Genomic DNA, 24,076 nt, shown 5'->3' with positions numbered 1-24,076 from the left:
TGCCAGCGCTGCGCTCCCCTCCTATCTCGACGGAAACCGACACCAAAAGGCAGCACCTATGACCACATTCGACGATCGCGAGCGCGCATTCGAGGCGAAGTTCGCCCGCGATGAGGACATCGCTTTCCGCGTCAGCGCGCGCCGCAACCGTCTGCTCGGTCAATGGGCCGCCGCCAAGATGAACCTCACGCCCGAAGAGACCGACGCCTATGCCAAGGCGGTGGTCCAGGCCGATTTCGAGGAAGCCGGCGACGAGGACGTGATCCGCAAGCTGCTCGGTGATCTCATCGCAGCCGGCGTCGAGGTCGACGATGCGACGATCCGTCAGGCGATCACCGAGCAGACCGTCGAGGCGCGTCGCCAGCTGATGGAATCGAAGTAAGATGGCGATGGCCGCCTCCGAGATAGAGGAGCTGATCCGCGCCGGCATCCCCGATGCCCGGGTCGAGATCACCGACCTTGCCGGCGACGGCGACCACTATGCAGCGCGTATCGTCGCCCCCATGTTCAGGGGGATGCCGCGCGTGCGCCAGCACCAGGCGGTTTATGCAGCGCTCGGCGGGCGCATGGGCGGCGTGCTTCACGCGCTCCAGCTGACCACCGAAGCGCCAGAGGAGTGAGTGAAGTGACCGACGACGTTCAGGCGCGCATCCAGGGACTGGTGGATGCCAATCCCGTTTTGCTGTTCATGAAGGGCAGCCCGCTCTTTCCGCAATGCGGCTTCTCGAGCCGCGCGATCGCCATCCTCAACCATCTCGGCGTCGAGTTCGAGAGTGTCGACGTGCTCCAGGACCAGGGCGTGCGCCAGGGAATCAAGGCCTTTTCCGACTGGCCGACGATCCCCCAACTTTATGTGAAGGGCGAATTCGTCGGCGGATCGGACATCATGATGGAGATGTACGAGAGCGGCGAGCTCGCCCAGCTGCTGGCCGACAAGGGCGTCGCGGCGCAGGCTTGAAGCGACCCATATAATTATCGTCACCCCGGCCTTGTGCCGGGGCCCACTGCGCCGCGATCGAGAAGCAGGAACCTCTTGCTGCTCGCCCGGCCTCCCGGTGGGCCCCGGCACAAGGCCGGGGTGACGCATATTTTGAGTCAGCTCCGCACGACTGGCTCGTGTTCGCTGCCGAGTCGCGCTGTCGATGTGGGGGGGAGCCCGGGTCGGGTGGGTCGACGCGAGACCGGGAAGTAAGCGGTCGACCCACCCTGGAATGAAGCGTTGAACGCTCGGGGTATCTCTACCTCTGCACTCGCCGTGCCACTTTCCGCGAATGGCACTTTTCCAGCCCCTTCAGTGGTTAACGTTTCCGATCGCCTCGGCGGCGCTGTAAATTTCCCCGACAGGCGCGTCCGCACGGGCGACGCCGGTCGCGCGCCAGACATAATCCGTTCATCGGTCATTCAGCGACTTGACTACAGACGTAATCGTAACGATTACACAAGTAGTCACGAAGAGGGACTCATGACCGAACGGATCAGCGACGCCGAACATGCCGTGATGGAGGTACTCTGGGAGGAGTCGCCCCTGACCGCGCAGGAAGTAGTCGAGCGCGTTCCCACCGAACGCGACTGGAGCGCCAATACGGTCAAGACCCTGCTCGGCCGCTTGCTCGCCAAGAGCATCATCGCGCATGAGGAAGACGGCCGCCGCTATCGCTACCGCCCACTGGTGGCGCGTTCGGACTATGTCGTCGGTGAATCGCGCCGCTTCATGGACCGGCTGTTCGGCGGCAAGCTCACACCCCTGGTCGCGCACCTCGCCGAGCGCGATGCGATCACCGACCAGGACATCGCCGAGATCGAAGCGCTGCTGAAGGAGCTGAAGTCATGATCGGCTTTGCTATCGAGACCTTCGTCGCCACCACGCTGCTGATGCTGCTCGTGCTCGCGGTGCGCGGGCCGGTGCGAAAGACGTTCGGGCCGCATATGGCCTATGCCTTGTGGCTGCTCCCGGTGGCGCGCCTGATCCTGCCGCCGCTCCCCGAAGGCTGGCGCGAGCAGGCGGCGGCGCCGGTCGCCGCGGCGAGCGACATCGTCGCGGTCTATTTCGTCGAGCCGCTCGGTGCCGCACCTGCGGCGGGGGCGGAGGGCGGCTTCGGCCTGTGGACGGCAGTGCTCGTGCTGTGGGCGCTCGGCGCCGCGGCGTTCCTCGCATACCACCTCGTCTCGCACAGCCGCTACACTGCGAACCTGTTGCGCCGCGCCCGCGTCGATCGCACCGTGGCGCAGGGCAAGGTCCGCGTGATCGAGACAGATGCCGCGCACGGGCCGCTGGCCTTCGGCATCTTCCGCAAATATGTCGCGTTCCCGCGCGATTTCTCCGAGCGTTACGACGAGCAGGAGCGCGATCTCGCGCTCGCCCATGAGCTCGGCCACCATGTCCGCGGCGATCTGATCGCGAACTGGGTCGCGCTGATCGTCCTTGCCCTCCACTGGTTCAATCCGGTCGCCTGGAAGGCTTTCCGCGCCTTCCGTGCCGATCAGGAAATGGCCTGCGATGCCCTGGTGCTCGCCGGCCGCGCCCAGGCGCTGCGCCATGCTTATGGTCGCGCAATCGTCAAGTCCGCGCATGGGGGTGCGGTCTCGGCGGCATGTCACTTGCACACGATAAACGAAGTCAAAGGGAGGTTACGCATGCTTTCGAAGACCCGGCAATTTTCCCCCGCCCGTGCTGCCACCGGCCTGATCGGCATCGGCGCCCTGTCGGTCGCCGCTCTGGGGTTCACCGTCTCGGGCACCCAGGCCGCCGAAACGCTCAAGAGCAAGGTCGAGACCGTGACCGGCGTCAGCTTGGGCCAGGAAGTGCCCGCGCCGCCGGCGCCGCCCGCGGCGGCTGAAGCCCCCGAGGCGCCCGAGGCTCCGGAAGCGCCAGAGATGGCGGAAGGCCCGCACAAGGTCGAGCGCCATGTCTATCGCTATACGGCCGATGACAAGAAGGACGGCAAGCGGGTCCGGAAGATGGTCATCGTCCGCGCGGACGGCTCGAAGGACGAGATCGCGATGCCCGATCCCGAGGCGATTCGCAGGTCGATCCCCGAGGTACGCGACGGCAAGTGCGGCACCGGCGACGGCAAGCCTTCGGTCGAGCACCGCAGCGAGGCCGGCAAGAAGATCATGATCATCTGCACCGACCGGATCGAGATGGCCGCGGCCGACGGCGAGCGCCTTGCCATGCGCCACAAGGAGTTCGGCCTCGAGAGCGCCCGGATGGGCCTGCGCATGGCGCGCCGCTCGCTCGAGAACGAGACGAACATGAGCGCCGATGAGCGTGCCAAGGCGCTGAAGGGCATCGACGAGGCGATGGCCGAGCTCGAGAAGCAGCACGACAAGGACTGACGAGTGGGGAGGGGTGTCCGCTGCCCCGCGGACATCCTTCACGACGGGGTCGGCTGAACTCCTTCGCAGCCGGCCCCGTTTTAATTTTGCCTGGTCCCCTCCCTGCAAGGGAGGGGTTAGGGGTGGGTAAGGAAAGGCCGGGCTCGATGCCCGGTCTTTCCTTTTTTCTCTGCGTCTCGACGGGCTCGCTGCCGCTCGCACCCACCCCCAGCCCCTCCCTTGCAGGGAGGGGAGGCTTGCGCTGCGCCCCTCCACCCGCCACATCGCACCGATGATCGAGGCTCCCACTGGCGTCGCGCTCGCGGTCGAGCCGCTGGTCACGCGCGTCCTCGCGCCGAACCCGTCGCCTTTCACGTACACCGGCACTCAGACCTATCTGGTCGGCACAGCCGAACTCGCGGTGATCGATCCGGGGCCCGCCGATTCCCGGCATCTCGACGCTCTGCTGGCTGCGATCGGTGGCCGTCCGGTCGCAGCGATCCTCTGCACCCACACCCACCGCGACCACAGCCCCGCCGCCGCCCCGCTAAAGGCCGCCACGGGTGCTCCGATCATCGGCTGCGCCCCGCTGACCCTCGAAGACGCCGGTCCCCGCGCCGACGCTGCCTTCGACACGCATTACGTCCCCGATCGCGTTCTCGTCGACGGCGAAAGCGTGACCGGTCCCGACTGGACGCTCACCGCCGTCGCCACCCCCGGCCACACTTCGAACCATCTCGCCTTCGCGCTTCCCCAAGCCGGCGCGCTCTTCACTGGGGACCATGTCATGGGCTGGTCGACCACCGTGGTCGCGCCGCCCGACGGCGATATGGCCGCCTATATGGCCAGCCTCGACAAGCTCATGGCGCGCGACGATCGCATCTATTACCCCGCGCATGGCGAGCCGATCGAGCGCCCCCGGCGCTTCGTCCGCGGCCTGATGGGGCACCGCAAGCAGCGCGAGGGCCAGATCCTCCGCCTGCTGCGCAAGGATGTCGGCGAGATTCCCGCGATGGTCGAGCGCATGTATGTCGGCCTCGATCCGCGCCTCACCGGTGCCGCGGGCCGCTCGGTGCTCGCGCATCTGCTCGATCTACGGGCTCGCGGCCTCGTTGAGGAGGAAGGCGAGGCGTGGAGGATCGCGGCGTGAGACGCTGGGGCCTGCTCCGCTTCGCATTGCTGCTGGTCGCGTTGATCGTCACGATTGGCGCCGGCTTCTGGTTCCTGAGCACCACCGTCAAGAGCCAGTTCCGCGGACCCGACCCGATCACCGTCGCGCAGGCCAGCCTGCAGGGCCTGCGCGAGCAGAACCGCCTCTCCACCTTCGCCGCGCGCTACGTCGCGGTGGTCACTTCGAAGCAGAGCCGTCTCGGCCTCAGCGCGGAGAAGACGCTGATCATGCCCGGCATGGTCCGCTACGAAGTCGATCTCGCCAGGCTCCAGCAGAAGAGCCTCTCCTGGGACGCCGCCAACAGGCGCCTGACCGTCCTGCTGCCGCCGCTCGAAGTAATCGGACCCGATGTCGATCTCGACGGCATCCGCGAGTATTCGGAAGGGGGCCTGCTGATGCGCTTCACCGATGTCGAGACTCAGCTAGACGCCGCCAATCGCAAGGCCGGCCAGCAGGAGCTGATCCGCCAGGCCCGCGGCCCCATGCCGGTCAAGCTGGCGAAAGAGGCCACGCGCCGCGCGATCGAGCGCAGCTTCGCAATGCCGCTCAAGGCCGCCGGCCTCGATGCCAGGGTCGGGGTGTTCTTCCCCGATGAGCGCCCGAGCGAAGACTGGGACCGCTCGCGCCGCCCCGAGGACGTGCTCGCCAACCGCTACTGATCGTCGGGATGACGGGTAAGGCTTGATCCCCGCCGCAACCGGGGCCATCTGCCTCCGCATGGATGCACGCAACGGAATGGGCGGAAGCCTCGCTGGCCTCGATCTTCGCGCCGAGATCGATCGGCTCCGCAAGGAGCGCAACGCCGTCATCCTCGCGCATTATTACCAGAAGCCCGAGCTGCAAGACCTGGCGGACTTTGTCGGAGACAGCCTCGATCTCTCGCGCAAGGCCGCCGAGACCGACGCCGACGTGATCGCCTTTTGCGGCGTGCGCTTCATGGCCGAGACCGCCAAGATCCTCTCGCCCGACAAAGTCGTCGTGCTCCCCGACATGAACGCCGGGTGCAGCCTCGAAGACAGCTGCCCGCCCGAGCAGTTCGCCGCGTTCCGTGCGCAACATCCCGATCACATCGCTTTGACCTACATAAACTGCTCGGTCGAAGTGAAAGCGCTGAGCGACATCATCGTCACCAGCTCCAGCGCCGAGAAGATCCTCAGCCAAATCCCGCCGGAGCAGAAGATCATCTTCGGCCCCGATCGCAATCTCGGCGGCTATCTCACCCGCACGCTCGGGCGCGAGATGCTGCTCTGGCCGGGTGTGTGCATCGTCCACGAGGCATTCTCCGAGACCGAATTGCTCAAGCTGCGCGCCCAGCATCCCGGCGCGCCGATCGCCGCGCATCCCGAATGCCCGCCGCACATCCTCGATCATGCCGACTATGTCGGCTCGACGCGCGGAATCCTCGATTTCGCCAAGAGCTTCCCGGGCGACACGCTGATCGTCGCCACGGAGCCGCACATCATCCATCAGATGGAAAAGGCGCTGCCGGAGAAGAATTTCATCGGCGCGCCCGGCGCGGACGGCAACTGCAACTGCAACATCTGCCCGTACATGGCGCTCAACAACATGGAGAAGCTCTACCTCGCACTGCGCGACCTGGAGCCGCGCATCGAGATCGAGGAAGGCATGCGATTGAAGGCGAAGAGGAGCCTCGATCGCATGCTCGAAATGGCGAGCGCGACGGTGGGGCAGGGCGATCTCGGCCCGGTCCCCGCGGTGGGCGGCGATCCCCGAAAGGGCGACTAATCTTTCCGGAAATCCGTCATCCCGGCCTTGTGCCGGGATCCACTGTGCCGCAACGGAGAAGCTGGAAGCGAGAACGCATCGCGCGCCTCCCGGTGGACCCCGGAACAAGTCCGGGGTGACGGGTTAGGATGGGGGTCGGCGCCGGCAACAGCAACGGGTGCGACTACACCGTCACCATGTCGTACACGATCACCTTCGCCCAGAGATGCTCGCATTTCGCGACGAAGTCCTTGTGCACCGGATGGTCCTGATAGGTCTTCTGGTCGACGACATTGTCGAACACCATCAGCTCCGAGACGTGGAAGCTCGAATCGACCACGTCACGCTGCTCGGTCGACGCCGGCACGCCGATCTGCAGGCTGCGGACGACCTCGACCTTGGCGAGCTTGCGCAGCCCTGCGATCAGCGCATCGCGATCCGCCGCCGATCCCGGATTCTTCAGCCAGAAGAACACGTGATGGACGATCTTCCCGTCCAGCGCTGCCGCTGCGGCCGGGCCGGAGGCCATGGCGGCCGCGCCCAATGCGGCACCCTTCACGATATCCCTGCGATTGACTGGCATCCTGTCATCTCATCCTTCCGATGCCGCGACCGGGCGGCGTTGTCTTCGCCGGGATAGTCTTCACGCTGTGGTTCGAGGTCAAGCGTTTGCGTCGGGCAGGCGACCGGACTTCCACCCGGCGCGACGGATCGGCCGCGGAGGTTCCCGCCGGATAGCGGTCAGGTAAGGAGCCTCGCATAAGGCTCTGGATGACGAGAGAGTATACGTGATTCGCGATGCGGGAGCTGCGGGACAGCCTATGGCCATCCCGCAGCCTATTTCCGCTATATGCTTACTGGAAGCCGACTGGCCCGGTGAACGCGCCGTTGTTGGCCGCTCCGTTGGTAGGATTGCCGATCAGGCTGTTGTTCCCGTAGGTCGTGATCGCCGCACCGCCGAATGAGGTGATGCCAAGTGCGTTTCCGGTAATCGTGGTATTTTTCACCCGGATCGCCATCGAACTGCCGTTGCCGATCAGCCCTGCCCCGACATTGTTGTTGAGTGTCGAGTCGGCGATCATCATCGCAACCGGGTTGGTGCCGCCGGCGTTTATCGCCGTAACCCCGTTGCCGTTGCCGTCGAACTGGCTGTCGGTGATGCCGACCGTGAGACCGCTCAGGTTGGTGTTGCCGGTCGAATCGACTTTCAAGCCGTTGCTGGCATTATTGACCAGCCGAACGTTCTTGATGCTGACCTTCCCATTGCCGCCCGCACCGGTCGGTTGCACGAGAATGCCGCCTCCGGTGGCGCCATTGCCGTTGTCCGCGATCGTGGTGTTGCTCACATAGAGCATGGCGCCGCCGCTCGGCTGGAATGAGATGCCGAAGCTGTTGGCCGCATTGAACCGGCGGATCGTGGAATCCTCGACGTAGAGCGAGCCTTGGCCGATCATGCGGATGCCGTTGGACGGCGGGTTGACGCCGAAGATGTCGAGGCCGCGGATATAGACCGAATCGGTAACGGCCGGGAGGTTGACGACGATGCCGTTGCCTCCGGCCAGCGCACCGCCTTCGGTGTAAGGGCAGGAGATCGTCATCGACTTGATGATGGTCACCGCGCCGAACCCGGCCGGATCGAGGCAATTGATCTCACCACCTGCCGCTGTTTTGGAGATCGCGCCGGCAAAAGTCTTGCACGGCGCCGTGCGACTGCACGGATTGACGTCGTCGCCGACGCCCGAAACCCATGTGCGCGTGGCCTGGGCTTGCGCAGGCGTAGCGGTTAGAGCCATGGCGGCGGCGAACGACAGCGCCGACATTCCCGACAGCGTCGCATATCTGATTGGTTTCATTGCAAATATCCCCTGATTTTAGCATGGGTAAACGCTTGGTTACTCTTTTCGCGAACCCCCCGATCTGCGGACTAGCCCACTGGCTTTCCAGTTTGCTTGAACAGGCCACTCTGTCCGGGCGAATTATTTGCCGCAGCGCAGATCAGGCTTTCGGTATGGTCGTATTGCCCAAAGAGTCAACTCGCCCAAGATTTTGGTCAACTTTCCCTATTGTTTCACAGCATTAGGGCATTTTGCTGCGAATTCGGCTCAGGTCGGACTTCACTTGTGTCGCCTGTCGGGCCCGGCCGCCGATCCCGCGACGTCCATTCGACCAGCGATGACCGGGCGAAGGCTGCTTTGCGCGATCAGCCGAAATTCCCTGGCGGGTGCGCCTCGAGTTCTCCGTTCGATCCGAACAACGGCAGCGCCTCCGCCCCGCCGGGCTCCGTCTCGAAGTTCGAAACCGTCACCCCCACCAGCCGGATCCCCTTCTCGGGGGGCAGCACCAGCCCGATCAGTTCGCGGCTCGTCTGCCGAAGCAGTTCCTGGGTCCGCACCACCGACGCGAAGCTCTTGCTCCGGGTGATCTGCCTGAAATCGGCGAACTTGACCTTCACCGTCACGGTCCGCCCGAACGCCTGCGCCTTGTCGCACCAGTTCCAGACGTCGTCGGCCATGCGCAGCACGCCCGCCTCGATCTCGGGCGGATCGGTCAGGTCACGGTCGAACGTCGTTTCCGATCCCGATGACTTGCGCTCGCGCGACGGATTGACCGGCCGATCGTCCTGCCCGCGCGCGATCGCGAAATACCATTCGGCCGCGCTGCCGAAATGCGTGCGCAGGAAGTCGAGCGACTTGTCGCGCAGGTCTGCCCCCGTCTCGATCCCCAGCCGCTTCATCTTCTCCGCAGTCACCGGTCCCACGCCGTGGAAGCGCGCCACCGGCAGCGTCTCCACCCACGCCGCGCCCATCTCGGGCGTCACTGCGAACTGGCCATTGGGCTTGCGCTGGTCCGAGGCCAGCTTGGCGAGGAACTTGTTGTACGAAATGCCGGCCGATGCGGTGAGACCCGTCTCCTCCAAAATCCGCGCGCGGATCTCCTTCGCAGTGGCCCAGGCGGTCTCGATTCCGCGGCGGTTGGCGGTGACGTCGAGATAGGCCTCATCGAGCGACAGCGGCTGGATCAACTCGGTATAGTCGGCGAAAATCGCATGGATCTGCTTCGACACCGCTTTGTACACTTCGAAGCGCGGCCGCACGAACACGAGCTCGGGGCAGCGCCGCAGCGCAGTCACAGATGGCAATGCCGATCGTACGCCGAACGCCCGCGCTTCATAGCTCGCCGCCGCGACCACCCCGCGCGCGGCGGCATAGCCCACCGCCACCGGCCTGCCGCGCAGCTCAGGCGCGTCGCGCTGCTCGACCGACGCATAAAAGGCGTCCATGTCGATATGGATGATTTTCCGGTTGGCGGACGGTTGATTGTCCTGGGACGTCAACGACCTGGTTCCTGACCCGTATTGGCTGCGATGGGATGAAAGCCCCTCGCGCTTACGGTAGCCGGATTACTCCGTGCTTGCCCTGAACGCCACTGTGAAGAAGAACATAACGGGAAATATTTGGGTTCCGGACTGAACGTCGCCGGTCGGTGACTTCCTCCCTCACTGGAGCGTCGCCGCGTACAGGCTGTGATGCGTGAGAATGAACAGGGTGCGCCGGTCCGCTCCGCCGATCAGCACTTGCAGCGGGCGTTCGGGAATGTCGATGCGGCGGATCGGCTTTCCGCCGGCGTCGTAGACGAACACCTGTCCGTTCGCGACATAGAGGTTGCCGGCGGCGTCGCGTGCGACACTCTCTCCGCCGCGATCGGCAACGACCTGGAGATCGGTGACGCTGCCGGCCGCACCGACCAGCCCGCTATAGGTGCGGTTTTCCGACGCGTTCGTCAAAACCACCCGCTCGCCGGGCCGCGCGGTGACGAGACCATAAGCGTCGAGCGAGTCCGACCAACGCCAGCCCTGATGGTCGTCGGGCCCCTGGTTCCAGACGCGGAATGCAGGGAGAACCAGCGATCCGTCGGGCGAGACATATTCCTGCGGCTTGGGGGCAGCCATCGCGCGCAGGAAGAAGTCGGCCAGCGTCGGGAACTGGTAGGTGGCCGGATCGATCCGGTCCGCGAATTCGCCATTCGCCCACATGTTGACCGGCAGCGCCGTCGCGGCGCCGTCGCGCGGTTTGGCCGGCGTCGGCGCGATCACGCGCACGTCGGAGGGTCTGGCCGGATCGATGCTGTAGACCGTCGCATCGCGTCCGGCCGAGGACAGCACCATCAGCCTGCCCGATCGATCGATCGCCAGATTGACCGGATCGAGCGGCGCGTCGGCGAGGATCGACAGGCCTTCGGCTTGCGACCAGCCATGGATGCGGTGGAACTGGCGGTCGACGAAATAGAGCTTGCCCTTGGCATCGACCGCCGCGCCCGCGATCGAATAGAAGCCGTCCGCCAGCTTTCGAACGTCGGGCGAGACCGGGACCGCCGATGCAGTGGCGGCGGGGACGGGAGTAGCCGGCAGATCGAGCCGGGCGAACTCGCGCTCGCGCACTTCGCGCTGTCCGGTCATGTCCTTGATCGCGTTCTCGAAGGGAAACTTGCTCGCGCGCAGATAGGTGCCGCAGCCCTTGGCGTCGCAGCTGGCGAAGCCGCTCTCGGCGTTCACATGCACGTTGCGGAAGCGGATATCGCTGGAATTGTACAGTTTCACCGCCGCATCCATCGGCTTGATCGAACGGGTGACGCGATAGCCGTGATAATTGGCGAACAGGATGTTGCGCGAGTTGCGGAACTCGGTGGAGATCGCATTCACGCCGTCGCGCACCTCCTGCTCGGTCTGGGGGGCGAGGAATTCCCAGTTCTCGACATTGTCGAGCACGATCTCGACGCGATAATGATGCTCCGCCGAAAGCTCGTAGACATGGCCCGGCGTACGGGTGTTCGAGACATAGAAGCCCGCCGATGCCAGCGTATTGGGCGACCAGATCGCCGCGAAGGTGCCACCGCCGCCGTCTGTCACCCAGATGCTGGGATGCTGGCCGTCGAAACGCGCTTTGGGGTCGCCGAAACCGATCGGGCTGCCCTTGGTCAGCACCGTGCCGCCGCCGCCCTGGATCTTGACGTCGTTGACCATCGACGCCGCACCCGCTTTCCACAGCAGTGCAGTGGCGCGCGGATTGACGCCGCCGGTCCACAGCCCGAGCCCGGAGACGATCGCATCTCCACCGCGAGCGCTCTCGATCAGTGCTTTGGCGCTGCCGACTCCCATATAAGCGGGCGTCTCGTCAGGCAGATAGAGATGGGTGAGGCTCGGGTGCAGCGAGATGAGCACGCTGTCGGGGCGCAGCCTGATCGTGTCGGTGACACGGTAGCGGCCCATCGGCAAATAGAGCACGCGGTGCGTGTCGATTGCCCGCTGCAGCGCGGCGGTGTCGTCGGTCTCGTCGTCTCCCTTGACTCCGAGGCCGCGGACATTGGCCCATTCCCGCACCGGCGGCAGCGCGCGGATCGCCGGTGCGCGGCGCGCCGGCATCCGGACGAGCGGGGCCATGGTCACGTCGGTCGCGAATTCGCCCATCTGGCCGAGCGCGGGCAGCTTGAGGCCATACGAGAAGTCGCTGACGCGGTAATGCCGGCCTTGCCCGGGCACCGTTTTCCCGCTGTCGCGGAAGCGGGCGAAGACCGGCGTGTTCGACGCGATCGCATTGTCGAAGCCGATCTGCGTGAAGACGTTGTTTTCGTTCGAGATCACCACGCCGGCATGGGAGACGTTCTCGAAGCGAACGTCCTTGCCCCACAGCGAGTCCGAATGGCCGCGATCGATCTCGATCCCGACGGGCGTGTCGCGGATCGCGACGTTGACCAAGGTCAGGTCGACTTCGTGCTCGCGGATCGCGGCGTCGCGCTGGCCTTCGAATTCGGAATCGATCAGCGTGAACTGCCAGGCGGGCGAGGTTTTTTCGGTAAGGATGCCGTAGCGCCCGCCATAGAAGCGGAGGTTCTCGCATTCGTTGCCCGCCTGGTAGATGCCGGCAAGGCCTGATCCGAGGTGGAAGTCGATATGGCGCAGGAAGCCGTGCTGGGCGACGCGGAAACGCACCGCGACGGCGCCGGCATTGCCTTGGCCGATCTCGAAATCGACATTGGACAGCGCCGAATAGAAAGTGCTCGAAGTCGCGTCGAAGATGTTCGGATTGGCCGGAACGCTGGTCGGCGGGGGCACCGGCACGTTGCCGACGCGATACTGGTCCTCGCCCGTGAAGCTGACCATTGCCGCCACGCCTGCGCCGAAGCCCGCGCTATTGTCGGCAAGCGATATTATCGGTCGCGTCGCCCCGACGCCGAATATGCGCACGGCCGAACGCACGAAGATCGTGCGGCTGATCCGGTAGCGGCCCGAGGGCAGGAAAACCACGCCGCCATGGCCTCCCACGGCCGCGGCATCGATCGCATGCTGGATCGCGGCACTGTCGTCGGCGCGGCCATCGCCGACGCCTTTCACCGTGACGGCGCGCGGATCGTCCGGAGCGGTCAGATAGACCGAAGTCGATCTGGCCAAAGCGGGGAGAGGCGACAGCAGCAAAGCGACGCAGAGCAGGCAAATGGCCTTCATCGTCTATCTCCCGGATGGACCAATTCGAAGGATAGCCGGCATTCCGTCGGTCAGCGGTACGGCCGGATCAGCAGCGACCCCGCTTTGGGGAGCGGAAGCGGTATCAGAAGCCCGACAGGGCGAATTCCTGTGCCGCGATCGCGACCTGCGTCCGATTGCGCACGTTGAGCTTGCGCATCAGCGCGGTCATGTGCGCCTTCACGGTCGCCTCGGCGATCCCGAGCTCGAATGCGATCTGCTTGTTGAGCTGGCCCGAGCGAACGCCGCGCATCACCTTGATCTGCGTGGGCGTCAGCCGCAACGGCGCGCTGGTGGCGGGCATTTCGGCGCGTTTCGCGGCCGTCGGGCCATCTTCGAAGTTTCCCTTCATAGCATCCTCGCTCCCTCGGCTCTTTGGCCTGTCGTGCCGCGATTCCGTGTCTGCGGCAGATGCGTCCGTGTTCCAGTTGGATGGAATCAGTTGGACAGGTTTTGACTATGTTCCGGTAATCTTCCCCGAATCAAGCCTTTTTCGTGCCTTTGTGCAAAAATCTGTCCAACAGATTGTGTCGTGAGGGTGCCGCGCAGCGACGCGCTGGTATCGGTCCTGGGCACAGCGACAGATGCCGATAGGACGGAGATGGATCCGGCTGGTTTGACGCACTTGTGTTCCCCGGCGAAGGCCGGGGCCCAGTCGCGAGTCACTGTCGAGGGCGGGATGTCTTCTCAAGTCCGTCGAAACTGGGACCCAAGGCCGGCGAACAGTTCTAAATGAGCTGAATCCGACTCTAGCGGGTCGCGTCGATCCCGACCTTCGCCCATGCCAGAACCTCGCTGCACAATTGCTCGACCGGGCCGTAGCAATGCAGCACCAAAGCCCGCTCGTCGGGCATGGGACGCTCCAGCGCGGCAAACTGACTGCCGAGCAGGCTGGGCGGCATGTAATGACCGGTTCGGGTGGCGAGCCGGTCCGCGATTTCCTCGGGTTGGCCGTCGAGCAACACGAAAAGCAGCGGCACGCCCGCCGCCTGCTCGAGCCGTTCGCGATAGCTGCGCTTGAGCGCCGAGCAGGCGGCGAGCGCGACACCGTTGTCAGCCACGGCCGTGCCGATGGCGGCGCCGAGCCGGTCGAGCCAGGGCCAGCGATCGGAGTCGGCCAGCGGCTGGCCGGCGCGCATCTTGGCGATGCTCGCCGCGGCGTGGTAATCGTCGCCTTCGAGCGCGGGGCAGGCGAGATGCGCGGCCAGATGTTCGATCAACGTCGATTTGCCGCAGCCGCTCACGCCCATCGCGACGATGGCGCAGCGCGGCAATACCTCCAGATTGCTCAGTGATTGCACCGCCGGCTTCAACCTTTCGTCACCATTCGCGCGGTCCCGAGCCACGCATCCGATGCGATCCTATCGGGCGGGCGGCATGCTTTGACCATTGCGACCTTTGTCGCGGTCGCCGCGGCCACGCCTGCGACCATGGTCGTAGATGATGGGGGGGCCTTGATCCGGTAAGACCGAGACACTGCAGCGTGGCGAGTCACCGAACGCACGCGCCAAAAACAAGACGGGGATGGATGATGGGGAATTTTTCTTTCGATCGTCGCGCATCGGCGATCGCGCGTGTTACCGCTACCAGTCTCGCGGCGCTCGCTACGGCACTGACCTTCTCGCCTGCGGCCGCGCAGACCGCGCCGGCCCAGCCCGTTGCGCAGGAAGCCGAAGCGCAGGCGGCCGTCCCCTCCGCACAGGAGCCGGAAGCTCCGGGCGACATCGTCGTCACGGGCACACGCATCCTTTCGAGCGGCTTCACTGCGCCCACGCCCACCACGATCATCGGCGAGGAGCAGATCGCGGCCAACGCGCAGCCCAACATCTTCAACACGATCGCCCAGCTGCCTTCGCTGCAAGGCTCGACCGGCACTTCGACGGGCACGTTCAGTACTTCGAGCGGGCTGCAGGGGCTCAGCTCCTTCTCGCTGCGCGGCCTTCAGCCGATCCGTACGCTGACGTTGCTCGACGGCCAGCGCGTGGCCGGCGCCAACGTCACCGGCGTGCCGGACGTCAGCCTGTTCCCGCAACTGCTGATCAAGCGCGTCGACATCGTCAACGGCGGCGCCTCGGCGACCTATGGCTCGGACGCGGTCGGCGGTGTCGTCAACTTCATCACCGACACCCGCTTCAAGGGCTTCAAGGCCAATCTGCAGGGCGGCATCACCACCTATGGCGATAATGCGCAGATCCTCGCGCAGGGCGCCTGGGGCGGGGCATTGTTCGACGACAAACTGCACCTGGTCGTCAGCGGCGAATATGCCCATGACGAGGGCGTCGGCCCGGGCGATTTCGGCACCGACCTTGCCGGCAAGCGCGACTGGTATCGCGCCAGCACCTTGCTCAACACCGGACAGGCTAACAACGGCCTGCCGCAATTCGTCTACAGCGATTACGCGCAGCCTTATCAATATGCCCGCTACGGACTGATCAACAACGGCCCGCTGCAAGGCATCGCATTCGACGTGAACGGCGCGCCATACAATTTCAATTACGGATCGGGCGGGGCGCCGCTGGGCAATGGCCGCGTGTCCAATTGCTATTCCGGCAACAGCTTCTGCGTCGGCGGCGATCTGTCGGGCGCGCCTGGATCCGGCGCATCTCTGGTGTCGGCGCTCCAGCGCGTCACCGGCTTCGGCCGGATCGGTTACGATTTCGCCGAGAACAACGAAGTCTACGTCACTTTCAGCGCGGCACAGGTCAAGACCAGCAACCAGCCGAGCCCGGGTTACGGCCGCCCGAGCCTCACGGTGCAGTGCGCCAATCCGTTCCTGCCGCAACTCATTCGCGACCGGTGCACCAGCGCAGGAATCACTTCCTTCAACTTCGGGACGAGCAACGGGAATTTCCCCGATCCGAGGGTCTATACCGATCGACGCCAATATCGCGTCGTCGGCGGCCTCAAGGGGCAGTTCGGCGTGGGCGGGGGCGACTGGAATTACGACGCCTATTACGCGCACGGCACCACCATCTCCGACGTCGACGTGAACGACATCGTCCTGCAGAACCGCTATGCCGCCGCGGCCAACGCGATCACGCTGAACGGCGCGATCGTCTGTGCCGATCCCGCGGCGCGCGCGGCGGGATGCCAGCCGATCAACATCTTCGGCGGCTTCGCCCCCTCGGCGGCGGCGCTCGCTTATGTCACGCCGCAGAACGGCCCGTTCCAGCACACCAGGCTGACCCAGGACGTCGCCAGCCTCAATTTCTCCGGCAATCTGTTCGATCTATGGGCAGGGCCCCTCGCGCTCGCCTTTGGCGGTGAGTATCGCCACGAATTCTACGAAGTGAACGCCGATCCCTATGGCGCGGGCGTGAGCACGCTGAGCCCGAACAGCGAGGCCTATCCGGCAGACCCGCTGCTCAACGCACCTTTGGGGAGCAATTGGGCGGCCGGCAATTACAAGAACGGCCGCGGCGCCTATGACGTGTACGAAGCCTCGGCCGAATTCAATCTGCCGCTGTTCGACGGCGGCGGGGCAGGCAAGGCGAACCTGACCGGCGCCGCCCGCGTGACGCATTACAGCACGTCGGGCACCGTCTGGGCGTGGAAGATCGGCGGCACCTGGGATACGCCGCTCGACGGCTTCCGGCTGCGTGCAGTGACTTCGCGAGACGTGCGCGCGCCCAATCTGTCGGAGCTGTTCGCGGCGCCGACCGTGACGACGCTGCCGAACTTCGCCAATCCGTTCCCGCCCGCCGGCGCGGTGCAGGCGTTCCAGAACACGATCGGCAACCCCGATCTGAAACCGGAAATCGCGCGCAACACCGAAATCGGTGCCGCACTCGCCAATCCGTCATGGTTGCCAGGGCTCAGCCTTTCGTTCGACTATTACAGCATCAAGCTGAACGGCGTGATCTCGACGCTGACGGCGGACCAGATCGTCCGCCTCTGTTTCGACGGCAATCAGGCGTTCTGCGGCGGTTTCGTACTCAACAGCCCGGTGCAGGGCGGCAACTTCATCAACGTCCAGCCGTTCAATCTCGCCTCATGGAAGACCAGCGGGTTCGATATCGAGGCGAGCTACCGCTGGAGCAGGCCGCTGGGCCTCCCGGGCAGCTTCACTGTCCGCGCGCTCGGTACCCATATCCGCGAGTTCGTGGTCAACGCGGGCGCGCCCGGCGTCGACAAGGTCGACCAGGCCGGCGCCAATACCGGCGCCACGCCCAACTGGAAGTGGCTGGCGATCCAGACCTACGACAACGACGCGTTCAGCCTCACCGTTCAGGAACGCTGGTTCTCGGACGGCGTGTTCGGCAACCAATATGTCGTGTGTAGCTCGAGTTGCCCTGCTTCGACCGCCAACCATCCGACCATCGATCGTAACCGCATGGAGGGCGCCTTCTATGTGGATGTCGGCGGCACGGCGAAGATCACCGAAAACGTCAGCACCTACTTCAAGGTCGACAATCTGTTCGACCATGATCCCGCGCCGTCGCCGCAGACCAATACCGGCCTCGACGTGAACCCTGCGCTCTACGACACGCTCGGCCGTACCTATCGCATCGGCGTGCGGGCAAGGTTCTGATCGACTGCCGGACCGATCCTCCCCTGGGCTTGGCGAAATTTACGATGTTCACGAACAGGGCCGCATCGCGCGGCATGCCGTGACCGGAATTTCGCCAAGCCGATTTTTTTGGAAGGGAAGACCGGCAAGACGGTGCATTCCTGGTAGCGCCATGATGGCCGTGTTCGCCCCTTCTCCGTTTTTGCTGAACGACTGCCAAAGCCCACGCTGACACGCACAAGTGGAGCGGCCTGCCGCCACGTGAACCTTTTCCGTCGAGAACCGACTACGAAGGAAACGATGGGGCCAGTGATGCGACAAGCAGCCGCGAGCGAAGAACCGCAAATCGACGACGAGCTGCTCGTCATCCGCTGCCAATTGGGCGAGCGCCGCGCATTTGACGAGTTGGTCGCGCGGTGGGCGGCGCCGATCGCCGGCTATGCCCGACGCGTGTCGCAAGATGGCGACGCGGCAGCCGAACTGACGCAGGACATCTGGCTGCGGGTGCTGCGCGGAATCGATCGCCTCCACGATCCGGGTCGCTTCCGTTCATGGCTGTTCGGCATCGCGCATCGCGCGTTCATCGACACGCTTCGCAGACGATACAGGACCCTTCCGCCGCCCGGCGACGCCGTCGATCCGTTGGCCGAGGACGAGATTCCGGAAGATCGCCATGACCGCGAGGACATCGAGCTCGGGCTGGCCCGGCTGCCACCCGCCGAGCGTGAGATCCTGACCCTGTTCTATTTGCACGAGCTGACGATCGAGGAAACGGCGGACGCTCTCTCGATACCCCCGGGCACGGTCAAATCGCGGCTGCATCGTGCCAGGCGCCTGCTGCGCCTCGCGCTCGAAGGAGATTTGACGTGACTGCCATCCAAGATGTCGATGCAATCGATCGCGTGCGGCGGATCGCCGGGGCCGAGCTTTCCCTGCAGTCGCGAATCGCGCACGGCGTCCTGCTGGCCGCCGCGCTGGCGATGACGACGGTCCTCGCGGCGCTTTTGCTGACCGAGCCGGATCTGCCGCTGCGCACCTGGGCAGCGCTGGCGGTGCTGACGATGATCGGCGCGATCTGGACCGGCTATGCCGCTTGGGTGCTCGCCCGGCGCCGCGTGCTGTTCGCCCGCCAGCGAGTCGTCGCCGGATGGCTCGCGGTGATCTTCACGTCGATATTCACGATCGGCGCGTTCGCCATCGGGATCGCGGGCGATGTGCCGGCGGGTTTCGCCGCCGGCGGGCTGGGGCTGGCGCTCGTCGCCGGTTCCGGGCTGCTGCTCGCGCGCGCCCGACGGCGCCTCGCGGCGCTCCTCGATCGCAGGCGCGAACTCGAATCCCTTCACGCCGGAGTTGCACGATGATCGCGCGTCGCCTGTTCGCGGTCCTGCTGGCCTTCGCTGCAATGGCCCTCGCGGGCGGGGCCGATGCCCAGTCCACGGATCCCGTTGTCGACCGGGTCCAGATCCGCTCGATCGCCACCCCGGATGGGCGCGCGATCGAAATCACCACCGGCTATGTCAGCGTCCCCGAACAACGCATCGGCGCGACCACGCACTCTCGAAGGATCGATCTCGCGGTCATCCGGCTGCGCTGGGCCGGAGGGGCGGGGAAGACCGCGAACATGCTGCTGGCGGGCGGTCCAGGCGATTCGGGCATACGGCTCGTGTCGGGTTTGCCCGAACGACGGGCGGCGGCGTTGCTCGATCTGATGGGCGGCGACGTGATCAGTTTCGACCAGCGCGGCACGGGGCGGTCGCAACCCGGCCTCGCGCTGGCCGAGCCGACTCCGTTGCCTCTCGATGCACCCGGCTCGGCTGCGGCCTGGTTGCCGCTGATGGAGCGCGCGTCGCGTCTTGCCGCGGAGCGCTTCGCCGAGGCCGGCATTCGGCTCGCCTCCTATACGACTGTGGAGAGCGCCGATGACGTCGACGCGGTCCGGCGCGCGTTCGGCTATGCCGGGATGAACCTCTGGGGTCGCAGCTACGGCTCACACCTCGCCCTAGCGACGATCCGACGTCACCCCGACAGCGTCGAGCGACTGATACTGGTCGGCCCGGAAGGTCCCGATCACACGTTCAAATTACCCTCGCAGACCGATGCGGTGATCCGCCGCATCGGCGAGCGGGCGGGCGTAGCCGAGCTGCCGGATACCATGCGCGCCGTGTTCGAGCGCCTCCGCCGCGCGCCCGTGACGCTGGACGCAGCCGGCCCGGACGGTGTGGAACGCAAGCTCGTGATTGGCGCATTCGACCTGCAATGGATGACCGCGCAGGCGCTTGCCGATCCGCGGGCGCTCGCCACCTTGCCGATCGCGTATCGGGAGATGGCAGCCGGCGATTTCCGCCGCATCGGCCCGCTCGCGCTGGCCTTGCGCACGCGATGGCGGCTCGGATCGGCGATGAAATACATGATGGACCTCGCCTCCGGCGCGAGCCCGCAGCGTCTCGACCGGATCCGGCACGAAGCGCGCGCGGCGCTGTTGGGCGATGCGATGAATTTTCCGACGATCGGCCTGCAGCCGGCCTGGCCCGACGCCGATCTCGGGGCCGATTATCGCAGGCCGGTACGCAGCGCAGTGCCGGCGCTTATCCTCGTCGGCGATCTCGACGCACGCACGCCGGTCGAGAACGCCCGCGAGATTGCGGCTGGCCTGCCGCACGCCAAAGTGATCGTGCTCGAGAATGGCGCGCACCAGTTCGATCTGTTCGGCGATCCCGCCATCCAGCCGCTGCTCCGCGACTTCCTTCGTGACCGGGCGATCGGCGTGGACCGCGTTCGCCTGCCGGCGATCCCGTTCCAGCGATGAGCGTATCGATGGCATCCATCGCGACCTGGCCCATGCGGCCATTCGGCGATTTCAACCGGGCGCAACAGGCGATAAAGCGCCCCATGGCCTTCTCACTCGACAATTTCGACCTCGACGCCTTCGTCCGCGCCACGCTCGCCGAGGACCTCGGCGATGCCGGTGACATCACCTCCGCCGCCGTCATCCCCGCCGACGCGGTGTTCGAGGGCGTGATGGACAGTCGCGACGCGATCACCGTCGCCGGCCTGCCGATCGCCGAGGCGTTCTTCCGCGCGCTGGATCCCGAAGTCGGGATCGAACGGCTGGTCGAGGACGGACAGGGCGTCCCTGCCGGCACCGATCTGCTCCGCCTCCGGGGGCGGGCACGCGCGATGCTCACCGCCGAGCGCTCGGCGCTCAACACCGTCCAGCATCTTTCGGGGATCGCCACGATGACGCGCCTCTATGTCGACGCCATCGCAGGTACCGGCGCGACGTTGCTCGACACGCGAAAGACCATTCCGGGCCTGCGCGTCCTCGAGAAATACGCCACGCGCATGGGCGGCGCGCAGAATCATCGCATTGGGCTGTGGGATGCGGCGATGATCAAGGACAATCATGTCGGCGTCGCCGGTTCGATCGGCGAGGCGGTCCGCCGCGCCGTGGAGGCTGGGATCGCGCGGATCATCGTCGAGGTCGACCGGATCGATCAGATCGCCCCCGCGCTTGACGCTGGCGCCACGCACCTGCTGCTCGACAACATGGCGCCGGCCATGCTGCGCGAGGCCGTGGCGCTGGTCGCTGGCCGTGTGCCCACCGAAGCATCGGGCGGCGTCCGCCTCGACACGATCCGCGCCATCGCGGAGTCGGGCGTCACGTATGTCAGCGTCGGCCGCCTGACCCAATCGGCCCCGGCTGCCGATATCGGGCTCGATTTCACCGCCGCCTGAGCGGCCTTGCAATGTTGGATTTCGTCTGTTGTGCTGCCCGCCGGCGCGGGCCTTGGCGGGCCTTTGCCGCGCTCTTTGAATTCGTGGACGTCACGTCGTTCCTCGCGTCATAATCTGTCGCGAGTGGGAAATTTTATGTCACGATTCGCGGGAAAAGTGCGAAGTTAAGCCCGCCGAATCCAACATCAGCGTTGGTCGATCGTCACCGTCGCCGGGTGATGCTTGTCGAGATGCTTCTTGATGATCTTCAGGTTGCGCGAGTTCGATCGGAAGAACATGTCGGGGATCGCGCCCACGAACGGGATCAGGCCCAGCATCCAGTCGAAGCCGACATTGCCCGCCATGCGCGCGATCTGGGTCTTGGACATGCCGAGATTGCGCGCTTCCCACGCCATATAGGCGCCCATCGCCGCGGCGACGGTAGTGCCGATGCCGGGGACGAGATCGAGTACGACGTCGAGGCCGATCGGGAAGCGGGTGCCCGGAATCGTCAGGCTGCGCTCGAGCAGATGCTCCATCGCCACGATCCGCCGGCGGACCGACACCGGGTCCTTGCCCAGCGGCAGGTTCTTCGCTGCCGCAGACCAGCCCGATGCCATTCGCTCCGTCTTCGCCACAACCTACTCCGTCTCGTTTCGCAGGTGGTTCAACGGGTGCCATGCCCGCGTGTTCCGCTGCCAGGCGTCGAGCCGCAGCGCGACGAGCGACCAACGTAGGGGTTGAGCGATTGGAATATAAGAGGAATCCGCGGTGAGTGCGGCATCGGCCTCGGCGATGCGCTGCGCTCGGGCAGCGAGGTCCGGGGCGTCGCGGGCGGCGTCGATCAGTGCCCTTGCCTCGTCGGAACAGGCGATGCAGGCGGTATTCAGGAACCAGCGGCCGCTGTCATAGGGCGCGACCGCGTCGATCAGCCGCAGGTCTGCCGGGTCGCCGATGCCCACGCGCCTCGGCTCGATCCCGATCCGCTGCATCGCCAGCGCCAGATGCGCCCAGACCAGAGTCGCGCCGGGGCCGGGGGGCAATGCGATGCGCAGCGTCAGCGGCTCCGGATGCGCTTGTCGCCAGCCGGCGACTCGTGCGCGTGCCGTCTCGCGCCGCGCCTCGATAGGCGCTGTCCACCAGCTGGGCTGGGCAGGCGGCGCCGCCGAATCGATCTTGCTTGGCAGCAGCGTTTCCATCGGTGCCCAATCCGCGTCGAGCTGCTGGGTCAGCGCCGCGCGATCGATCGCCATCGCAATCGCGGCGCGGTTCGCGGCATCGGCCAGGAAATCGCGGCGATGGACCATAGCGAGCCCGAACAGCCCGATCGCATGGTCCACGTGAAGATTGGCGGGCGCAACCTTGGCCGGCTCGAGGAGCGGCCAGTCGGCAAAGGTGCCGCCGAGGATCATGTCGGATTCGCCCGCCTTGAAGCGCGCGAGCGCCAATGCGGCGCGCTCGCCATAGAGCTGCACGGTTTCCTCCGGCTCGGGCGTGGCATTGTCCTGCCGGGCGGGATCGGGCGCGGGGCGCAGCAGGAAGCCGTGCGGGATCTTCCGGGCAAGGAAGGGGCCGCTGCCGTCGAGCGTGCCGGTGCGGAACACCGCCAGCTCGGGCTGGGCGAACAGTTTGAGCAGGTCGGGGCGGGGCCGCTTCAGGCGCACTTCGATCACCGTCGGGGTCATCTCGACGATCTCGTCGATCACTGTGAGGAACGGCGCCAGCGGGTTGCGGCCGTCGGGCGCGGCAGCGCGGCGCAGGACGCGGATCACCTGCGCCGCAGTGACGGGCGTGCCGTCTGGCCAATAGGCCTCGCGCAGGCGGAAGATGTAGCTGCGTCCGTCGTCGATGACGATCCAGCGCTCGGCGAGCCCCGGCTCGATCTGGCCGGCGGCGTCGAACCGCACCAGCCCCTGCGCAGTCGCGCCCATCAGCACGCGCTCGGCCGGGTCGAGCGGCCCGGCGCTCGGATCGGCTAGTTGCGCCTCGCCGCCGATGGCGCTCACCACCACCGGCGAATCGTCCTTGCGCTGTCCGCCGTTGCACCCGCCGGCCGCCAGCCCCAGGGCGAGCAAGACAGCTAAGGCGGAGCGATTCATGCGGGCGGTTTCCACCGGTGGGAGACAAAGGCGGTGTATGGTCCGGACAGCAAGCTGCCAACCCTCTCCGTTCCTCCTGGCGGGATGCGCTTGCTCTCCATTCGCCGCATTGCAGCGAATGCGGGGAACTTGCGTCCAAGTTGAAGGTTTCCTCGTTCTCCCCCCATTTCGAGGACTAGTTCGATGGCGCGTATCCTGGGACAAGTTGCGACCGCGATGGCCGCACTCTCGCTGGCGACTACGCCGGCGCTCGCCGCACAAGGCTCGGCATCGAAGCTCTCGCTTCGTGCCTCGACTGCGGCGGAGAATGAGTCGGAGTTGGGCGGCGGCCCCATCATTGCGATCGTTGGTCTGGCCGCGATCGTCGCGGGCGCCATCATCATCGCGACCGACGACGACGACCCCGACAGCCCCTGATCGGGCCTGGTGCGGACGGCGGGACTCGAACCCGCACGCCCCGTGGGGCAGAAGATTTTAAGTCTCCGGCGTCTACCGGTTCCGCCACGTCCGCACGTGCCTTCTTGCCAAGCGCATGAGGCCGAAACCGTCAAGCGGTTCCGGCCTCATTTGCGTGCTGGATGGCTTTGATGGGGTTCAGACGTTGAGGCGAACCCGCATTTCCTTGCCCGGCTTGAAATAGGGCACGCGCTTGGGCGCGACTTCCACGGTTTCGCCGGTGCGCGGGTTGCGGCCGGTGCGGCCGTCGCGGGCGCGGGTGGAGAAGGCGCCGAAGCCGCGCAACTCGACGCGGCCGTCCTCGGTCAGGCGGCCGACGATCTCGTCGAAGAAGACCGAGACGATCTTCTCGACCTCGCGTGCCGCGAGGCCCGGGTTTTCATCGACCAGCAGTTGCACGAGTTCCGAACGGATCATCCGCACCCTCCCTTGGCGCAAGCGGACTGCGGACGGTCCGCCGCGGCTACGCTGACAGGGGTTGCTCTAGCGCCCTTATGCAACTTGCATCAACCCGAAGATTAACAGTTTAGGGCATTTATTTCTGAAATGAGGGGGGAAGCGGCCGAAAC

The 24,076-nt window shown here is 65.8% G+C and carries 23 protein-coding genes and 1 tRNA gene; 14 read left to right on the top strand and 10 right to left on the bottom strand.

Annotation, left to right across the window (positions count from 1 at the left end):
* Window positions 1-58 precede the first annotated feature (58 nt).
* The 8 genes from BR78_RS0110535 (at window position 59) to nadA (ending at window position 6,232) form a co-directional block, all read left to right on the top strand.
* Window positions 59-382 (top strand): DUF1476 domain-containing protein, encoded by a 324-nt coding sequence (locus BR78_RS0110535; protein WP_025561192.1) that lies wholly within the window; start codon window positions 59-61, stop codon window positions 380-382.
* 1 nt (window position 383) lies between these two features.
* Complete coding sequence (locus tag BR78_RS0110530) at window positions 384-620, top strand: BolA family protein (RefSeq protein WP_025561191.1); 237 nt, start codon at window positions 384-386, stop codon at window positions 618-620.
* A gap of 5 nt (window positions 621-625) precedes the next feature.
* Window positions 626-958 carry a Grx4 family monothiol glutaredoxin gene (gene grxD, locus BR78_RS0110525; RefSeq protein WP_025494857.1) on the top strand — a complete coding sequence of 111 codons (333 nt, stop codon included), beginning with the start codon at window positions 626-628 and terminating at the stop codon, window positions 956-958.
* 504 nt (window positions 959-1,462) lie between these two features.
* Window positions 1,463-1,831: a BlaI/MecI/CopY family transcriptional regulator gene (locus BR78_RS0110520; protein ID WP_025561189.1), complete on the top strand. Its 369-nt coding sequence runs from the start codon at window positions 1,463-1,465 to the stop codon at window positions 1,829-1,831.
* Window positions 1,828-3,336: a M56 family metallopeptidase gene (locus BR78_RS0110515; protein WP_029936436.1), complete on the top strand. Its 1,509-nt coding sequence runs from the start codon at window positions 1,828-1,830 to the stop codon at window positions 3,334-3,336. The genes BR78_RS0110520 and BR78_RS0110515 overlap by 4 nt, the downstream gene beginning before the upstream one ends.
* A gap of 271 nt (window positions 3,337-3,607) precedes the next feature.
* The gene (locus tag BR78_RS0110510) at window positions 3,608-4,465 is read left to right on the top strand and encodes an MBL fold metallo-hydrolase (RefSeq protein WP_029936435.1); all 858 of its coding nucleotides are present in this window, start codon (window positions 3,608-3,610) and stop codon (window positions 4,463-4,465) included.
* Window positions 4,462-5,145, top strand: coding sequence for a DUF4230 domain-containing protein (locus BR78_RS0110505; protein ID WP_443027675.1), 684 nt, complete (start codon window positions 4,462-4,464; stop codon window positions 5,143-5,145). The genes BR78_RS0110510 and BR78_RS0110505 overlap by 4 nt, the downstream gene beginning before the upstream one ends.
* A gap of 58 nt (window positions 5,146-5,203) precedes the next feature.
* Window positions 5,204-6,232, top strand: coding sequence for a quinolinate synthase NadA (gene nadA, locus BR78_RS0110500; RefSeq protein WP_029936433.1), 1,029 nt, complete (start codon window positions 5,204-5,206; stop codon window positions 6,230-6,232).
* A 163-nt stretch (window positions 6,233-6,395) separates the two neighbouring features.
* Here the strand turns inward: nadA and BR78_RS0110495 are convergent, their stop codons facing one another.
* From BR78_RS0110495 to BR78_RS0110470, 6 genes are all read right to left on the bottom strand, one after another.
* Window positions 6,396-6,794 (bottom strand): Dabb family protein, encoded by a 399-nt coding sequence (locus BR78_RS0110495; RefSeq protein WP_029936432.1) that lies wholly within the window; start codon window positions 6,792-6,794, stop codon window positions 6,396-6,398.
* Window positions 6,795-7,065: 271 nt separating this feature from the next.
* A complete protein-coding gene (locus BR78_RS0110490) occupies window positions 7,066-8,031 on the bottom strand; it encodes a right-handed parallel beta-helix repeat-containing protein (RefSeq protein WP_037566586.1) in 966 nt (321 codons plus the stop codon).
* A gap of 380 nt (window positions 8,032-8,411) precedes the next feature.
* Window positions 8,412-9,545: a DNA polymerase IV gene (dinB, locus tag BR78_RS0110485; RefSeq protein WP_037566456.1), complete on the bottom strand. Its 1,134-nt coding sequence runs from the start codon at window positions 9,543-9,545 to the stop codon at window positions 8,412-8,414.
* Window positions 9,546-9,707: 162 nt separating this feature from the next.
* Window positions 9,708-12,710: a glycosyl hydrolase family 28-related protein gene (locus BR78_RS0110480; protein WP_029936429.1), complete on the bottom strand. Its 3,003-nt coding sequence runs from the start codon at window positions 12,708-12,710 to the stop codon at window positions 9,708-9,710.
* Window positions 12,711-12,813: 103 nt separating this feature from the next.
* Window positions 12,814-13,032 carry a response regulator transcription factor gene (locus tag BR78_RS0110475; protein WP_037566584.1) on the bottom strand — a complete coding sequence of 73 codons (219 nt, stop codon included), beginning with the start codon at window positions 13,030-13,032 and terminating at the stop codon, window positions 12,814-12,816.
* Between the two features lie 445 nt (window positions 13,033-13,477).
* The gene (locus BR78_RS0110470) at window positions 13,478-14,002 is read right to left on the bottom strand and encodes a gluconokinase (protein ID WP_331280240.1); all 525 of its coding nucleotides are present in this window, start codon (window positions 14,000-14,002) and stop codon (window positions 13,478-13,480) included.
* Window positions 14,003-14,256: 254 nt separating this feature from the next.
* Between BR78_RS0110470 and BR78_RS0110460 the strand changes: the two genes are divergently transcribed.
* From BR78_RS0110460 to nadC, 5 genes are all read left to right on the top strand, one after another.
* Window positions 14,257-17,259, top strand: coding sequence for a TonB-dependent receptor domain-containing protein (locus tag BR78_RS0110460; protein WP_051683293.1), 3,003 nt, complete (start codon window positions 14,257-14,259; stop codon window positions 17,257-17,259).
* A 291-nt stretch (window positions 17,260-17,550) separates the two neighbouring features.
* Window positions 17,551-18,108: an RNA polymerase sigma factor gene (locus tag BR78_RS0110455; RefSeq protein WP_051683292.1), complete on the top strand. Its 558-nt coding sequence runs from the start codon at window positions 17,551-17,553 to the stop codon at window positions 18,106-18,108.
* The gene (locus tag BR78_RS21975; protein WP_051683291.1) at window positions 18,105-18,599 is read left to right on the top strand and encodes a hypothetical protein; all 495 of its coding nucleotides are present in this window, start codon (window positions 18,105-18,107) and stop codon (window positions 18,597-18,599) included. The genes BR78_RS0110455 and BR78_RS21975 overlap by 4 nt, the downstream gene beginning before the upstream one ends.
* Window positions 18,596-20,044 (top strand): alpha/beta fold hydrolase, encoded by a 1,449-nt coding sequence (locus tag BR78_RS0110445; protein ID WP_029936423.1) that lies wholly within the window; start codon window positions 18,596-18,598, stop codon window positions 20,042-20,044. Before BR78_RS21975 ends, BR78_RS0110445 begins: the two co-directional genes overlap by 4 nt.
* A gap of 83 nt (window positions 20,045-20,127) precedes the next feature.
* Complete coding sequence (gene nadC / locus BR78_RS0110440) at window positions 20,128-20,973, top strand: carboxylating nicotinate-nucleotide diphosphorylase (protein ID WP_029936422.1); 846 nt, start codon at window positions 20,128-20,130, stop codon at window positions 20,971-20,973.
* Window positions 20,974-21,158: 185 nt separating this feature from the next.
* Here nadC and BR78_RS0110435 read toward each other — a convergent pair whose 3' ends face one another.
* Window positions 21,159-21,572: a DUF4112 domain-containing protein gene (locus BR78_RS0110435; RefSeq protein WP_029936421.1), complete on the bottom strand. Its 414-nt coding sequence runs from the start codon at window positions 21,570-21,572 to the stop codon at window positions 21,159-21,161.
* A gap of 21 nt (window positions 21,573-21,593) precedes the next feature.
* Window positions 21,594-23,051 (bottom strand): ABC transporter substrate-binding protein, encoded by a 1,458-nt coding sequence (locus BR78_RS0110430; protein WP_029936420.1) that lies wholly within the window; start codon window positions 23,049-23,051, stop codon window positions 21,594-21,596.
* A 183-nt stretch (window positions 23,052-23,234) separates the two neighbouring features.
* On the opposite strand from BR78_RS0110430, the gene BR78_RS0110425 reads away from it, so the two are divergent.
* A complete protein-coding gene (locus BR78_RS0110425; RefSeq protein ID WP_029936419.1) occupies window positions 23,235-23,468 on the top strand; it encodes a hypothetical protein in 234 nt (77 codons plus the stop codon).
* A 7-nt stretch (window positions 23,469-23,475) separates the two neighbouring features.
* On the opposite strand, the gene BR78_RS0110420 is transcribed toward BR78_RS0110425, so the two are convergent.
* Window positions 23,476-23,562, bottom strand: a tRNA-Leu gene (locus BR78_RS0110420).
* 83 nt (window positions 23,563-23,645) lie between these two features.
* The gene (locus BR78_RS0110415; protein WP_029936418.1) at window positions 23,646-23,924 is read right to left on the bottom strand and encodes an HU family DNA-binding protein; all 279 of its coding nucleotides are present in this window, start codon (window positions 23,922-23,924) and stop codon (window positions 23,646-23,648) included.
* Window positions 23,925-24,076: the final 152 nt, after the last annotated feature.

Origin of the sequence: Sphingomonas sp. UNC305MFCol5.2, assembly GCF_000712135.1 — a bacterium.
In the GTDB taxonomy this organism is placed as follows: Bacteria; Pseudomonadota; Alphaproteobacteria; order Sphingomonadales; family Sphingomonadaceae; genus Sphingomonas.
The sequence above is the reverse complement of the archived record's forward strand: the minus strand, read 5'-3'. Positions and strand labels throughout refer to the sequence as shown.

Bases quoted from the DNA above. Each gene is read 5' to 3' on its own strand.
- BR78_RS0110455 (WP_051683292.1), top strand. From the start codon at position 17,551: ATGCGACAAGCAGCCGCGAGCGAAGAACCGCAAATCGACGACGAGCTG.
- BR78_RS0110515 (WP_029936436.1), top strand. From the start codon at position 1,828: ATGATCGGCTTTGCTATCGAGACCTTCGTCGCCACCACGCTGCTGATG.
- nadA (WP_029936433.1), top strand. From the start codon at position 5,204: ATGGATGCACGCAACGGAATGGGCGGAAGCCTCGCTGGCCTCGATCTT.
- nadC (WP_029936422.1), top strand. From the start codon at position 20,128: ATGGCCTTCTCACTCGACAATTTCGACCTCGACGCCTTCGTCCGCGCC.
- BR78_RS0110495 (WP_029936432.1), bottom strand. From the start codon at position 6,794: ATGCCAGTCAATCGCAGGGATATCGTGAAGGGTGCCGCATTGGGCGCG.
- BR78_RS0110480 (WP_029936429.1), bottom strand. From the start codon at position 12,710: ATGAAGGCCATTTGCCTGCTCTGCGTCGCTTTGCTGCTGTCGCCTCTC.
- BR78_RS0110535 (WP_025561192.1), top strand. From the start codon at position 59: ATGACCACATTCGACGATCGCGAGCGCGCATTCGAGGCGAAGTTCGCC.
- BR78_RS0110510 (WP_029936435.1), top strand. From the start codon at position 3,608: ATGATCGAGGCTCCCACTGGCGTCGCGCTCGCGGTCGAGCCGCTGGTC.
- BR78_RS0110430 (WP_029936420.1), bottom strand. From the start codon at position 23,051: ATGAATCGCTCCGCCTTAGCTGTCTTGCTCGCCCTGGGGCTGGCGGCC.
- BR78_RS0110415 (WP_029936418.1), bottom strand. From the start codon at position 23,924: ATGATCCGTTCGGAACTCGTGCAACTGCTGGTCGATGAAAACCCGGGC.
- BR78_RS0110445 (WP_029936423.1), top strand. From the start codon at position 18,596: ATGATCGCGCGTCGCCTGTTCGCGGTCCTGCTGGCCTTCGCTGCAATG.
- BR78_RS0110520 (WP_025561189.1), top strand. From the start codon at position 1,463: ATGACCGAACGGATCAGCGACGCCGAACATGCCGTGATGGAGGTACTC.
- BR78_RS0110490 (WP_037566586.1), bottom strand. From the start codon at position 8,031: ATGTCGGCGCTGTCGTTCGCCGCCGCCATGGCTCTAACCGCTACGCCT.
- BR78_RS0110530 (WP_025561191.1), top strand. From the start codon at position 384: ATGGCGATGGCCGCCTCCGAGATAGAGGAGCTGATCCGCGCCGGCATC.
- BR78_RS0110425 (WP_029936419.1), top strand. From the start codon at position 23,235: ATGGCGCGTATCCTGGGACAAGTTGCGACCGCGATGGCCGCACTCTCG.
- BR78_RS0110460 (WP_051683293.1), top strand. From the start codon at position 14,257: ATGATGGGGAATTTTTCTTTCGATCGTCGCGCATCGGCGATCGCGCGT.
- BR78_RS0110475 (WP_037566584.1), bottom strand. From the start codon at position 13,032: ATGCCCGCCACCAGCGCGCCGTTGCGGCTGACGCCCACGCAGATCAAG.
- BR78_RS0110435 (WP_029936421.1), bottom strand. From the start codon at position 21,572: ATGGCATCGGGCTGGTCTGCGGCAGCGAAGAACCTGCCGCTGGGCAAG.